Source organism: Kitasatospora sp. NPDC002965 (genome assembly GCF_040611255.1).
Classification (GTDB): Bacteria; Actinomycetota; Actinomycetes; order Streptomycetales; family Streptomycetaceae; genus Kitasatospora.
On the sequence record NZ_JBEXNT010000105.1, the window covers coordinates 1 to 13,138 of the forward strand.

10 protein-coding genes are annotated in these 13,138 nt (G+C 73.9%); 4 read left to right on the forward strand and 6 right to left on the reverse strand.

The features are described from left to right. Positions 1 to 52: 52 nt before the first annotated feature. Together ABZY91_RS30890 and ABZY91_RS30895 are read right to left on the reverse strand one after the other, a co-directional pair. On the reverse strand, positions 53 to 1,414 hold the full coding sequence (locus tag ABZY91_RS30890; RefSeq protein ID WP_355406113.1) for an MFS transporter: 1,362 nt from the start codon (positions 1,412 to 1,414) through the stop codon (positions 53 to 55). Positions 1,415 to 1,572: 158 nt separating this feature from the next. Next, a complete protein-coding gene (locus tag ABZY91_RS30895) occupies positions 1,573 to 2,295 on the reverse strand; it encodes a hypothetical protein (RefSeq protein WP_355406115.1) in 723 nt (240 codons plus the stop codon). 47 nt (positions 2,296 to 2,342) lie between these two features. On the opposite strand from ABZY91_RS30895, the gene npdG reads away from it, so the two are divergent. Then, positions 2,343 to 3,035 carry an NADPH-dependent F420 reductase gene (gene npdG / locus ABZY91_RS30900; protein WP_329878822.1) on the forward strand — a complete coding sequence of 231 codons (693 nt, stop codon included), beginning with the start codon at positions 2,343 to 2,345 and terminating at the stop codon, positions 3,033 to 3,035. 270 nt (positions 3,036 to 3,305) lie between these two features. After that, positions 3,306 to 3,503: a hypothetical protein gene (locus ABZY91_RS30905; protein ID WP_329878820.1), complete on the forward strand. Its 198-nt coding sequence runs from the start codon at positions 3,306 to 3,308 to the stop codon at positions 3,501 to 3,503. A gap of 62 nt (positions 3,504 to 3,565) precedes the next feature. Here ABZY91_RS30905 and ABZY91_RS30910 read toward each other — a convergent pair whose 3' ends face one another. Then, on the reverse strand, positions 3,566 to 4,381 hold the full coding sequence (locus ABZY91_RS30910; RefSeq protein WP_329951637.1) for a site-2 protease family protein: 816 nt from the start codon (positions 4,379 to 4,381) through the stop codon (positions 3,566 to 3,568). Between the two features lie 258 nt (positions 4,382 to 4,639). Here ABZY91_RS30910 and ABZY91_RS30915 point away from each other — a divergent pair, with 258 nt between their 5' ends. Then, the gene (locus ABZY91_RS30915) at positions 4,640 to 8,095 is read left to right on the forward strand and encodes a BTAD domain-containing putative transcriptional regulator (RefSeq protein WP_355406118.1); all 3,456 of its coding nucleotides are present in this window, start codon (positions 4,640 to 4,642) and stop codon (positions 8,093 to 8,095) included. 141 nt (positions 8,096 to 8,236) lie between these two features. Here ABZY91_RS30915 and ABZY91_RS30920 read toward each other — a convergent pair whose 3' ends face one another. The 3 genes from ABZY91_RS30920 to panB all read right to left on the reverse strand — a co-directional run bounded on the left by ABZY91_RS30920 (position 8,237) and on the right by panB (position 11,164). Next, positions 8,237 to 9,049 carry an ABC transporter permease gene (locus ABZY91_RS30920; RefSeq protein ID WP_329878813.1) on the reverse strand — a complete coding sequence of 271 codons (813 nt, stop codon included), beginning with the start codon at positions 9,047 to 9,049 and terminating at the stop codon, positions 8,237 to 8,239. Next, a complete protein-coding gene (locus tag ABZY91_RS30925) occupies positions 9,046 to 10,077 on the reverse strand; it encodes an ATP-binding cassette domain-containing protein (RefSeq protein ID WP_355406120.1) in 1,032 nt (343 codons plus the stop codon). Before ABZY91_RS30925 ends, ABZY91_RS30920 begins: the two co-directional genes overlap by 4 nt. Before the next feature lie 217 nt (positions 10,078 to 10,294). Beyond that, on the reverse strand, positions 10,295 to 11,164 hold the full coding sequence (gene panB / locus ABZY91_RS30930; RefSeq protein ID WP_355406122.1) for a 3-methyl-2-oxobutanoate hydroxymethyltransferase: 870 nt from the start codon (positions 11,162 to 11,164) through the stop codon (positions 10,295 to 10,297). Positions 11,165 to 11,470: 306 nt separating this feature from the next. Here panB and ABZY91_RS30935 point away from each other — a divergent pair, with 306 nt between their 5' ends. Continuing rightward, the gene (locus tag ABZY91_RS30935) at positions 11,471 to 13,129 is read left to right on the forward strand and encodes an MFS transporter (RefSeq protein ID WP_355406124.1); all 1,659 of its coding nucleotides are present in this window, start codon (positions 11,471 to 11,473) and stop codon (positions 13,127 to 13,129) included. Positions 13,130 to 13,138 lie beyond the last annotated feature (9 nt).

Sequence of the window (13,138 nt, forward strand, 5' to 3'; positions counted from 1 at the left end):
GCGCGACGGCCGCGCGCCCCGCGGTCCCGGCGCGACGGCAGGGCGGGCGGCCTCAGGCGCCGGCGGCCCCCTGCCGCGCCGGTGACCGCTCGCTCTCCTCCCGCTGCGCCGCGGCCCGCTCGTGCTCCGCGCGGACGGCGGCGGCGTTCGGGTCGGTGCGGTCGTCGTAGCCGAGCAGGCTGGGCAGGGCCGCGGCGAGTGCGACCACGCCCACCACGCAGGCGACGCCGCCGGCCCAGACCGAGGCGCGGACACCGACCAGGCCGGCCATGCCGCCGGCCCGGACCTGGCCGAGCTGCGGACCGACCGAGTAACTGAGCAGCTCCACCCCGGCCATCCGGCCGCGCACCTCGTCCGGGATGGACTGGTTCCACATGGTGGAGCGCGCGATGCCGCTGATCTGGTCGGCGCTACCGGCCATGGCGAGGCAGAGCAGCACCAGCCAGACCGAGCCGGAGAACCCGGCCAGCGTGATCGCCGCGCCCCAGCCGAGGGCGGCCAGCACCAGCATCCGGCCGTGCCGGTGGATCCGGGACGTCCAGCCGCTGGTCGCCGAGACGGCCAGGGCGCCGACCGCCGAGGCCGCGTACATCGGGCCGAGCGCCCAGTCCGCGGACAGGTCCGAGGCGAGGAACGGGAAGATCGCCACCGGGAAGGCGAACAGCATGGCGACCAGGTCGATGGCGTAGGTGCCCAGCAGGTCCTTCCGGCTCCAGGCGTACTTCACGCCGGTGACCACCGCCCGGAGGGTCGGCTTCTCGGCACCGGTGGGCGGCGGCACAGCCCGGATCCGGGCGAGCAACAGCAGCGAGGCGCCGAAGGTCAGCACGTCCAGCGCGTACGCGGTCTGCACCCCGGCGAACGCCACGATGACGCCGGCCAGCGCCGGGCCGGCCACGGAACCGACGTTGCGGTACAGGGAGTTGAGCGCGAAGGCGGCGGTCAGCTGGTCGTGCGGGACGATCCGCGGGGTGAGCGAGTCCAGAGCCGGGCGCTGCAGGCCGTCGGCGGCGGCGACCAGTGCCGCCACCAGGTAGATCGGCCAGAGCACGGGCGTCGGCAGCAGCGCGTTGAGCAGCAGCAGGGCGCTCAGCACCCCGAGCCCGGCCTCGGCGAAGAGGACCAGCCGGCGACGGTCCAGGGCGTCGGCGAGGGCACCGCCCCAGAGGCCGAAGACGATCAGCGGGACCAGCTCGAAGGCGCCGATCAGGCCGACCGCGACGTAGGAGTCGGTCAGTTCCTTGATCTGCACAGGGAGGGCGACGTACGTCAGGAAGCTGCCCAGACTGGTCACACAGCCGGAGAACCAGAGCAGGCGGAAGTCCCGGGAGGAGCGCCAGGGGGTGAGGTCGGGGGCGACCGAGCGCAGCAGGGAGCGCGCCCGACCGCTCGGAGGATGGTCGGCATCGTTCACGAACGACCATCTTCGGCGGGTGATCCGCCGCGTCGCAACAGGTTTTCGCCCGGCCGGACGCGCCCCGGACGCGCCCCGGACGTGGCCCGGGCCTCCCCGGGGTCTCCCCGCGGGGCGGCGTCTCCCGGGGGCGGGCCGCTGTGGCGCGGCCGTGGCGTTCACCAGCGGCTGATCGCGGGCCCCTCCGTGAGCCGGCCGGCGAGGGCGGCCAGCCGGTCGAGCGCCGACCGCCGGGCCCGGGCCTGCCCGGCGGCGGCGCTGACCAGGTGCTGGGCCAGGTCGAAGGGCTCCTCCTCGGCGGTGCCGACGGCCAGCCGCCGGTGCGCCAGGGCGGCGAGGTCGGCCAGACCGCTCGCGCCGGCGAGGCCGCTCGTACCGGCCGGACCGCTCGTACCGGCCGCACCGGGGAGGCCGGGGACCGCGCCGTCGGGGCCACCCGGCCCGCCCCGCAGGGCCCGGCCCGGCGCCCCGTCCATCGCCCCGTCCATCGCCAGCACCGTGGCGCCCTTCCGGCGGGCGTCGTGCACCCGCTCCAGCAGCGGCGCGCCGGCCGTCGTCGGGGCGACCACCAGGACCGTCGCCCCGCGACCGGCCTCGGTCAGCCGGCGCAGGCCGTGCGCCAGGTGGGCCGGCGCCCGGTCCGGCACCCGGTGCCGCAGCAGGGTCGGGGCCAGCCGGGGGACGTCCGACCAGGCGGCCTCGTCCTCCAGGTGGGCCGCCAGGTGCCAGGGCTCGTACCCCTCGGTGCCGACCAGTAGCAGCCCGTCGGCGCCGCGCCGGGAGACCGCCTGCCGCAGCGCGCCGGCGAAGCCGCCGACCGCTTCCAGCCAGCCACTTCCGGCCAGCCGCTCCCGGAGTGCCGAAACTCTCACCGCGTCCATGGCCGACAGGATGTCGCGGCGGGCCGCCGGTTTGGCAGGATCGGCCCATGACTTCCCTCGATTCAGCGACAAACCCGGCCCACGAGTTGCCGGACGTCTCGCAGCTGGTGGTCGGTGTCCTCGGCGGCACCGGCGACCAGGGGCGGGGGCTGGCCCACCGGCTGGCCAAGGCCGGTCAGCAGGTGATCATCGGTTCGCGTGACGCGGCCCGCGCGGAGGCCTCGGCGGCCGAGCTCGGCCTAGGAGTACGCGGCGCCGACAACGCCACCACCGCCCGGGAGAGTGACATCGTGATCGTCGCGGTGCCCTGGGACGGCCACGCCGCCACGCTCACCGCGCTCCGCGAGGAGCTCGTCGGCAAGATCGTGGTGGACTGCGTCAACCCGCTCGGCTTCGACAAGCAGGGCGCCTTCGCGCTCGTCCCGGAGGAGGGCAGCGCCGCCCAGCAGGCAGCCGCCCTGCTTCCGGACTCCCGGGTCACCGCCGCGTTCCACCACCTCTCGGCGGTGCTGCTGCAGGACGAGTCCGTCGAGCAGATCGACACCGACGTGATGGTGCTCGGCGAGGAGCGGGCCGCCACCGACATCGTGCAGGCGCTGGCCGGGCGGATCCCCGGTATGCGCGGCATCTTCGCGGGCCGGCTGCGCAACGCGCACCAGGTGGAGTCGCTGGTCGCCAACCTGATCTCGGTCAACCGCCGGTACAAGGCGCACGCGGGTCTGAGGATCACCGACGTCTGATCGCCGGGCGCCCCGGCCCCCCGGTCCTCGGCGCCCCGGCCCCCCGGTCCTCGGCGCCCCGGCGCCCCGGTCCCGGGGTCCGGTCCTCGGCGGGCCGGCCGCCGGGGTCCGGCCCGCCGGAGGGGCCTGCTGGTCGGCTCGTCGTACCGCCTGCCCGTCCTACCGTCCTACCGTCGCACCGGAGCGTCGGCCTCACCCCTGGACCCGGTCCGGAGGTGAGGTCGGCGACAATGGGGGCCGTCCGTCCCCCGGTCCTAGGAGACCCCCGCCATGCCCCGCACGTCCCTGCTCGCCTCGATCGTCGTCGTCCTCGCGCTGGCCGCCTCCGTGGTCTCCCTGGTGCAGGGGTGGTGGCTGGGCCTGATCTGGCTCCCGCTGGCGGGCATCGCCAGCAACGTGCTCTGGATGAACCTGCGCCGCGAGAAGCAGACCCGGGCCGCCGCCGAGCGGGCCGCCCAGGGCGCGTAGGCGCGGGCGGCGGCTCCGGGCTCCCGGGCGCTGTCGGCCCCGGGTGCTTTCGGCGCCGGGCGTCAGTCCTTCCAGAACATGAACAGCTCGTGGCCCAGCTGCGGGTAGATCCGGTCGACGCCGAGCAGCTCCATCACGCCGTAGACGGCCTCGAAGAACCAGTGGTTCACCTCGGGCTGCCAGAGCAGGGCGAAGACCGCCAGCATGCCGTACGGCGCGAAGGGCTCGATGGCCCGCCGCGTCTTGTGCGAGAGCCAGGGTTCGAGGATCCCGTAGCCGTCCAGGCCGGGGATCGGCAGCAGGTTGAGCAGGGTCGCGCTCAGCTGCAGCATGCCGAGGAAGCCCAGCCCCAGCGCCAGCGGCGAGACGTTCAGCTCGTAGCCGTTCCAGACCGCGTGCACCTTGGGGTCGTCCAGCCAGCCGGCGCCCACCGGGACCAGCAGCAGCACGGCGGCGGCCAGGTTCACCAGCGGTCCGGCCGCCGAGATCAGGCTGTGCTTGAGGCGTCCCTGGATCCGGTGCCGCTCGATCCAGACCGCGCCGCCGGGCAGGCCGATGCCCCCGAGCAGCACGAAGACGATCGGCAGCACGAAGCTGAGCAGCACGTTGGCGTACTTGAGCGGGTTGAGGGTCAGGTAGCCCTTGGCGCCGACGGTGAGGTCGCCGCCGTGCAGCGCGGTCCGCGCGTGCGCGTACTCGTGGAGGCAGAGCGAGACCATCCAGCCGGCCACCACGAACAGGAAGACGCCGAACCGGGCGTTGCCGTACCCCTGGGAGACCGCCCAGCCGGAGGTGACGAGGATCGCGAGCAGCACCCAGAACACCGGGCTGATCCGGCGGTCCTCGCTGCGTGAGCGCTGCGTGGCGGCGAAGGTCATGGCGTGGGAGCTCCGGGAGTCTGGGGACGGGGTGCGCGGGTCCGGAATGCGGGCAAGGGTCGATCATGCCGGGCAGGCCCGCCGCCGGACAAGCCGTTCCGAGTGAACGAACGGAGCCCCGCGTCGGGTTCCGCGCGCAGGGGCGCAAGGTGGAGGGAAGGCGGGGGAAGGCGGAGGAAGCGGGCGGGCGGAGGGGCGGGACGGGCGGGCCCCGGACAAATGTGCGTGGGCGCGGCGCAGATCGACCAGAATGGTGCGGTGCACTACGGCATCCTCGGCACCACCACCGCCCACCACGACGACGGCACCCCGGTTCCACTCGGCGGTGCGCGGCTGCGCGCGCTCCTCGCGGCGCTCGCGCTGCGGCAGGGGCGGCCGGTGCCGGCCGACCTGTTGGTGGACGAGGTGTGGGACGCCGAGCCGCCGCAGGACTCCTCGGCCGCGCTGCAGACCCTGGTGGGCCGGCTGCGCCGGACCATCGGCCGCGACCAGGTCGGATCCGGCCCGGCCGGGTACTGGCTGACCGACCCGGACACCGACCTCGCCGAGTTCCAGCGGCTGGCCGGTGAGGGCCGCGGCGCCCTGGAGCAGGGCGACCACGTCTCGGCCGCCGAACGGCTGCGGGCCGCTCTGGCGCTCTGGCGCGGCCCGGCCCTCGCCGACCTGCCGGACCGCAGCGGCCCGGCCACCCGGCTGGAGGCCCAGCGCGAGGAGGCCCGCCGGCACCGGATCACCGCCGACCTCGGCCTCGGCCGGGCCGCCGAGCTCGTCGCCGAACTCGCCGAACTCACCGAGCGGCAGCCGTTGGACGAGCCGGTGCAGTACCTGATGGTCCGCGCGCTGCACGAGAGCGGCCGGACGGCCGAGGCGCTGCGCCACTACGACCACACCCGCCGCGTGCTGGCGGACGAGCTCGGTGTCGACCCGGGCCGCCAACTGCAGTCCCTGTACGCCGAGTTGCTGATCCCTGCCGAGGCCGTCAGATCACCCGCCGACGGGGCCGCCGGGGCAGCGGACGCGACTCCCGTGTCCGGCGCCGCCTCCGGGGCCGCCACCGGGGCAGGCCCCGAGACCGGCGCCGAACCGGCGCCGCCCGTCCGCAGCGCCGGCAACCTGCGCGGCCGGCTCACCAGCTTCGTCGGCCGGGAGAACGACCTCGCCGCCCTGCGGGCCGCGCTGGGGGCCAGTCGGCTGGTCACCCTGACCGGCCCCGGGGGCTCCGGCAAGACCCGGCTCTCGATCGAGGCCGGCCGGGTCGAACAGGGCGTCGGACACTGGCCGGACGGCGTCTGGCTGGCCGAACTCGCCCCGCTGGAACGCCCGGACGCGGTACCGGGTGCGGTGGTCTCGGCGCTCGGACTGCGCGAGACCGTCCTGCACACCGCCGGCAGCATGGTCGCCGACGTGATCGAGCACCGCGGCGACGACCCGGTGCGCCGGCTGGTCGAGCACTGCGGCCGCCGCCGGATGCTGCTCGTCCTCGACAACTGCGAGCACCTGATCCAGGCAGCCGCCGACCTCGCCGACACCCTGCTCGCCGAGTGCCCCGGCCTGACCGTGCTGGCCACCAGCCGCGAGCCGCTCGGCGTGCCCGGCGAGACCGTCCTGCCGGTCGAGCCGCTGCCCGACCCGGTGGCGCTGCGGCTGCTGGCCGAACGCGCCGCCGCCGCCCGCCCCGGCTTCGACCCGCGGAGCGACCCGGAGGCCTGCGCCGAGATCTGCCGGCGCCTGGACGGCCTGCCCCTCGCCATCGAACTGGCCGCCGCCAGGCTGCGGGTGATGACGGCCCGGCAGATCGCCGACCGGCTGGACGGCCGGTTCGCCCTGCTCACCGCCGGGAGCCGCACCCTGCTGCCGCGCCAGCAGACGTTGCGCGCGGTCGTCGACTGGAGCTGGGACCTGCTCGGCAAGCGCGAACGCGCGGTGCTGCGCCGGCTCGCGGTGTTCGCCGGCGGCTGGACCCTGGAGGACGCCGAGGAGGTCTGCTCGGACGAGACCGAGGTGCCCCGCGAGGAGTTCGCCGACCTGCTGTTCTCGCTGGTCGACAAGTCGCTGCTGGTCGCCGACCTCGGCGGGGACGGCCCGCCGCGCTACCGGATGCTGGAGACCATCCACGAGTACGCGGACGAGCGGCTCGCCGAGGCGGGGGAGGCGGAGGCGACCGAGCGCCGCCACGTCGCCCACTTCCGCGAGCTGGTCCGGATCGCCGACCTGAGCATCCACGGCCCGGAGCAGCTGAGCTGGCTGACCGTGCTGGAACGGGAGCACGACAACATCCGGGCCGCGCTGCGCCGGGCCGTCGACCGGCAGGACGAGGGCGAGGCGCTGGTCCTCGCCCTGGGCATGAGCTGGTACTGGTCGCTGCGCGGCTTCAGCCTGGAGGCCCGGGGCTGGTACGACGCGGTGCTGGCGATCGGCCCGGACCCGTTCGCGCCGGACGCCCCCGCACCGGTGCCGCTGGAGCTGCGGGTGCTGGAGTACTCGCCGCCGATGCCCGAGAAGGCCGTCGCGGAGGCCCGCCGGGCGGTCGTCATCTACCGGCTGGCCAGCCTGTTCGAGGGGAGCCTGGACGTGCTGGCCGATCCGGTGGCGATCTCCTCCGCGCGCCGGATCACCGAGGTCTACACCCCGGACCTCCCGCAGTCCTACCGCTTCCCCGGGTTGATGCGGGTCTTCGGCGCCTTCCTGGTCGGCGAGCTCGGCCGGCTGAAGACGATGCTGGACGAGGCGGTCGAGGGCTGCCGGGTGTACGGCGCGGCCGGCGACCTGGCGTTCATCCTGCAGATCCGGGCCAAGATGATGAACGACTGGCCGAACGGCGCCGAGCAGAGCGTCCGGGACGGCGAGGAGTCGCTGGAGCTGTTCCGCCGGGCCGGCGACCGCTGGGGGATGTCCCAGGCGCTGGCCGCGCGCGGCGAGTCGCTGGCCAACGAGGGCCGCGCGGAGGAGGCCGTCGAGGCCTACCGGCGGGCGATCGAGCTGGCCGAGGAGCTGGGTGCGCCGCAGGAGGTGCCGATGCTCCGGGTCCACATGGGCTCCGCCATGCTGGGCAGGGACCTGGCCGAGGGGGAGCGGCTGATCCGGTCGACGCTGGCCGGGGTCGAGCCGGGACAGAACCAGGCGGCCAACGGCGCCCTGCTGTTCGGCCGGATGATGCTCTGCGGCCTCGCCACCCATCGCGGCGCCTACGACGAGGCCCTCGCGGAGCTGGACCAGCTGAACTGGAGCAGGCTCGGCATGTTCGCCCCGGACGTGATGGGCGGGATGCTGACGGTCACCCGGGGCTGGATCACCGCGCTCGCCGGGGATCCGGAACAGGGGATCGACCTCGTCTCCCAGGGGCGACAGCTGCTCCGTACGGTGCAGGACCGCGCGAGCGGATTCATCGAGCAGATGTCGGTGATGATGATGCCGCCCGTGATCGGGGTGCTGGACGCCTTCGCCCAGCGCGACGGGGACCACGAGCCGGCCCGCCGGGCGGCGACGCTGCTCGGCGCGCACGCCGGGCTGAGCGGGCCGAAGGGCGGCTACCTGGACCGGGTCGAGCGGGTGCGGGCCGAGCGGAGCCTGCGCGGGATGCTCGGTGACGAGGCGTTCGAGGCGGCCTTCGCCGAGGGGCACGGGCTGTCGGTGACGGAGAGCGGAGAGCTGCTCGACCGGTTGGCCCTCTGGCCCGACGACGGAGCCGGCGGGCCGGTCCGCCCGGCCGGCTGATCCGACCGGCCGGCCGGACCGGCCGGTTCGGCCGACCGCGCCGGGGGTTCCGTCCCGTCCCCCCGGCCCGGCCGGCCTGTCCTGTGGTGCGGCCCCGGGGAGGTCCCCCCGGACGTCCCCGGGCCGCATCGGGTGCGCCGCTCAGGTCCGCTTGCGGAAGCGGGCCACGGCGAGCGGCGCGAAGACCGCGGTGATGCCGACCGACCAGGCCAGCACGATGAGCACCGGGTGGGCCACCGGCCCGTCGCCGTTCAGCAGGTGGCGGCAGGCGTCGGCCAGCGCGGAGAGCGGGTTGACCTTGGTGAAGGACTGCAGCCAGCCGGGCATGGTGTCGGTCGGCGCGAAGATCGAGCTGCCGAACTGGAGCGGCATCAGGACCAGCATGGAAACCCCCTGGACGGCCTGGGCGCTCTTCAGCGCCATGCCGAGCAGCATCGAGATCCAGACGACGGACATCCCGAACAGCAGTGACAGACCGATCGCGGCCAGGACCTCCAGCGGGCCGGTCTTCACCTCGAACCCGAGGATCAGCGCGAACCCGATCAGGATGGTGAAGGAGACGAGCGCCCGGCAGGTCTCCGCGCCGATCTTGGAGAGCAGCACGGACGAGCGGCCGATCGGCAGGGTGCGGAACCGGTCCATCACCCCGGTCTGGAAATCGCTGTTCAGACCGGTGCCGACCGCCATCGCCAGGGTGATGCCGGTCTGCCCGAGCAGGCCGGGGATCATGTACTGCTTGTAGGCGTCCTGGCCGCCCGAGATGGCGCCGCCGAAGACGTAGACGAACAGCACGGTGAAGATGATCGGCATCAGCACCGCGTCGAACATCGACTCGGGGTCGGCCTTGATCCGCATCAGGTTGCGGCGGGTCAGCGCGCCGACGTGCCGCAGGTGGCCGGAGAGGCCGATCCGGGTGTCCTCCGCCCGGGAGGGCGTGAGCGTGGCGGTGGTCATGCGACGGGCTCCTTGGCGAGGCTGGGGACGGAGTCCACGGGGGCCGGACGGTCCGCGGGCTTGCCGGTGATGGCGAGGAAGACCTCGTCGAGGCTGGGCACCTTGGTGTCGATGCCGGCGATGGCGAACCCGCGGGTGCCGAGGACCCCGACCACGGCGGTGAGCTGCTCCTCGCCGGTGATCGGCACGGAGAGAAGGCCGGTGTCGGTGGAGAAGGTGGCGGTGGCTATGCCGCTGTCGTGCAGGCAGCGGGCCATCTCGGGCAGCTCGGCGCGGTGCGTCGGGCGGACCTGGAGGGTCTGGCCGCCGACCTGGGCCTTGAGCTCGGCCACCCCGCCGGCCGCGATCACGCGGCCGCGGTCGATGACGGTCAGCTCGTCGGCCAACTGCTCGGCCTCCTCCATGTACTGGGTGGTGAGCAGCACGGTGGAGCCCTCGGAGACCATCCGCTGCACCTCGTCCCAGACCTCGTTGCGGGTCCGCGGGTCCAGGCCGGTGGTGGGCTCGTCCAAGTAGAGCACCCGGGGGCGGCCGATCATCGAGGCGGCCAGGTCGAGGCGGCGGCGCATGCCGCCGGAGTACGTCTTGGCGACCCGTTTGGCGGCGTCGGTGAGCGAGAACCGCTCCAGCAGTTCGGCGGCGCGGGCCTTGGCGTCCTTGCGGGAGAGGTCGAGCAGCCGGCCGATCAGGTAGAGGTTCTCGTAGCCGGAGAGCATCTCGTCGACGGAGGCGTACTGGCCGGTGAGGCCGATCGTGCGGCGCAGCTGCTTGGGCTGGCGCAGGACGTCGAAGCCGCCGACGAAGGCGGTGCCGGCGTCGGGCTTGATCAGGGTGGAGAGAACGCGGACCAGGGTGGTCTTGCCGGCGCCGTTGGGGCCGAGCACGCCGAGCACGGTTCCCTCGCGGACGGTGAGGTCGACACCGTCGAGCGCCTTGGTGGCGCCGAAGTGCTTGACGATGCCGCGGACCTCGACAGCATTTCCCGCGGCGGGCCCCCGGTCGTTCGGGGCGGTGGCGATTCGTGTCATGCCCCTAGGTTGTCCGGCCCCGCTGTCAGCCCGCTGTCAGCGTCCGGTCCCTCCCCCCGCGGAGTCCGCCGGCCGCTGTCGGGCTGCTGTCATCCCGCCGGCGGTGCGCCCGCGCCGCGGACCCGGCCGGTGTGCCGCCGGGCGGTGTGCCCTCGTGCGGGTGCGCCGCGCCCGGGGTCCCGCCGGCCGGCCGACGGGACCCCGGGCGCGGTTCGGGTCAGTGGAAGGTGTGCTCCGGGGCGGGGAAGGCACCGGACTGCACGTCCGCGGCGAACTCGCGGGCGGCCTCGCCGAGGACGGCCCGCAGGTTGGCGTACTGCTTGACGAACTTGGGCACCCGGCCCGCCGTCATGCCGGCCATGTCGGTCCAGACGAGGACCTGCGCGTCGGTGTCCGCACCCGCGCCGATGCCGACGGTCGGGACGGCGAGCTGCTCGGTGACCCGGGCGGCCAGCTCGGCGGGCACCGCCTCCAGGACCACCGCGAAGGCGCCGGCCTGCTGCACGGCCTTGGCGTCGCGCAGCAGCTGGTGCGCCGCCTCGTCGCCGCGGCCCTGGACCGGGTATCCGCCGAGCGCGTGCACCGACTGCGGGGTGAGGCCGATGTGCGCCATCACCGGGATACCGGCCTCGACCAGCAGCTCGATCGCGCGGGCGCTGCGCTCGCCGCCCTCCAGCTTGACCGCGCCGACCCCGGCCTCCTTCATCAGCCGGACCGCGTTGTGCATGGCCTGGGCCGCGGACTCCTGGTACGAGCCGAACGGCAGGTCGGCGACGATCATCGCCCGCTTGGTGCCGCGGACGACGGCGGCGGCCAGCATGACGATCTGGTCCATGGTCACCGGCACGGTGGTCTCGTAGCCGAGGTGGCAGTTGCCGGCGGAGTCGCCGACCAGCAGAACGGGGGTGCCGGCCTCGTCGAAGACGCCTGCGGTGAGGGCGTCGTAGGCGGTCAGCATCGACCACTTCTCACGGCGCTGCTTGGCGCCGGAGAGGTCGCGGACGGTGACGCGGCGATTGGTGACCCCACCGTAGAGGGTGGCGGTCGACGCCTGGTTCTGGGCAGGCGAAGGCGGAGAAGCGTTCATCGAACAGGCTCCTGAAAGGTTGTCGTCTCGTGGCGCCGTGCGGCGTCCCCGGATCCCCTCCATGCTTGCACGCCCCGGCGCGGGCGCAAAGAGGCGCGCAAGCCGTGCGGTGCGATCCAGGACACACCGGACCCGGGGGCGGACCGGGCGTGACGGGCGCGTGACGGGTGCGGAGCTTTGCCCGGTCTTTACGAAACGGATTCGTCTCGTATCGAAAAGGACGCTACGCTGACCGAGGGGGTTACGAGACGTAAGCGGCTCGGAAATACCCGCCAGTGTCACGCCGTACCACGGACGGGAAAACCAATGACCACCGCAGCCGCGCCACCCCGCGTGCCGGAAGCCATCCACCGCCGGCGCTGGGCGATCCTGGGCACTCTCGTGCTCGCCCTGCTCGTCGTCGTGCTCGACAACTCGATCCTCAACGTCGCGATGAAGACCATCGCGTCGCCGGCGCCCACCGGGATCGGCGCCAGCCAGAGCGACCTCGAATGGTCGATCAACTCGTACACCCTGGTCTTCGCCGGGCTGCTGTTCACCTCCGGCCTGCTCGGTGACCGCTTCGGCCGGAAGCGGGCCCTGCTGGCCGGCATGGCGGTCTTCGGGATCGCCTCGCTGCTCTCCGCGATGGCCAGCACGCCGGCCGAACTCATCGGCTACCGCGCGCTGATGGGTGTCGGCGGTGCGCTGGCGATGCCCGCCACGCTCGCCATCATCATGAACGTCTTCGAGCGGTCCGAGCAGCCCAAGGCGATCGGCATCTGGGCCGGCGCCGTCGGCCTGGCCATAGCCATCGGCCCGATCACCGGCGGCCTGCTGATCGAGCACTTCTGGTGGGGCTCGGTCTTCCTGATCAACGTGCCGGTGGTGATCGTCGCGCTCGTCGCGATGGTGCTGCTCGTCCCCGAGTCCAAGGACCCGAAGCCGGGCCGGCTCGACCCGATCGGCGTGCTGCTCTCCATCATCGGCCTGGTGGCGCTGATCTACGGCATCATCAAGGGCGGCGAGCTGGCCGACTTCACGGTCGTCGAGGCCTGGGGACCGGTCCTGCTCGGTGTGGTGGCGCTGGCCGCCTTCGTGGTCTTCGAGAGCCGTACCGAGAGTCCCGCGCTGGACATCAGCTGGTTCCGCAACAGGGTCTTCAGCGCCTCCGTGGTCGTCATCGGCGTGGTCTTCTTCGGGCTGATGGGCGTCTCGTTCTTCGGCGTCTTCTACATCCAGAGCGTGCGTGAGTACACCGCGCTGCAGGCCGGCCTGCTGATGCTGCCGCTCGCGGTCGCCCAGCTGCTGTTCGCCCCGCGGGCCCGCCTGGTGGTCGACCGGTTCGGCGTCCGCGCCACCTGCGCCGGCGGCATGGTCCTGATGACGGCCGGCTTCCTCGGCTACATGCTGCTGAGCGCCACCACCCCGATCTGGGTGCTGATCGTGCTCGGCCTGCTGATGGGCACCGGCATGGCGCACGTCATGCCGCCGGTCACCGTCGCGATCATGGGCTCGCTGCCGCGCGAGAAGGCCGGTGCCGGCTCGGCGGTCAACAACACGTTCCGCCAGGTCGGCGGTTCGCTCGGGGTCGCGGTGCTCGGCGCCGTGCTCTCCGCCGTCTACCGCGACGGCATGTCCGACCGGCTGGCGCAGCTGCCCACCGAGGAGCTGCGGGAGAAGGCGGGCGAGTCGCTGGAGGCCACCCGGGCCGTCGCCGGGCGGCTCGGGGAGAAGGGCCAGGACCTGATCGGCCCGGCGAACGACTCCTTCATCCACGCCATGCACGTGGTGGCCGGGCTCTCGGCCGGGATCCTCGCCGTCGGGGCCCTGCTGGCCTGGTTCCTGCTCCCCGGCCGGGTGCCGGTGGGCGGCCCGGCTGGCGGCCCGGCGGGGCAGGGCGGTCCGGGCGCGGCGGCGGCCGGCGGGCAGCGGCTCCCCGGCCAGAGCGGTCCGGACCGGAAGTCCGCCGTCGCGGACGCCTGACCGTTCCGG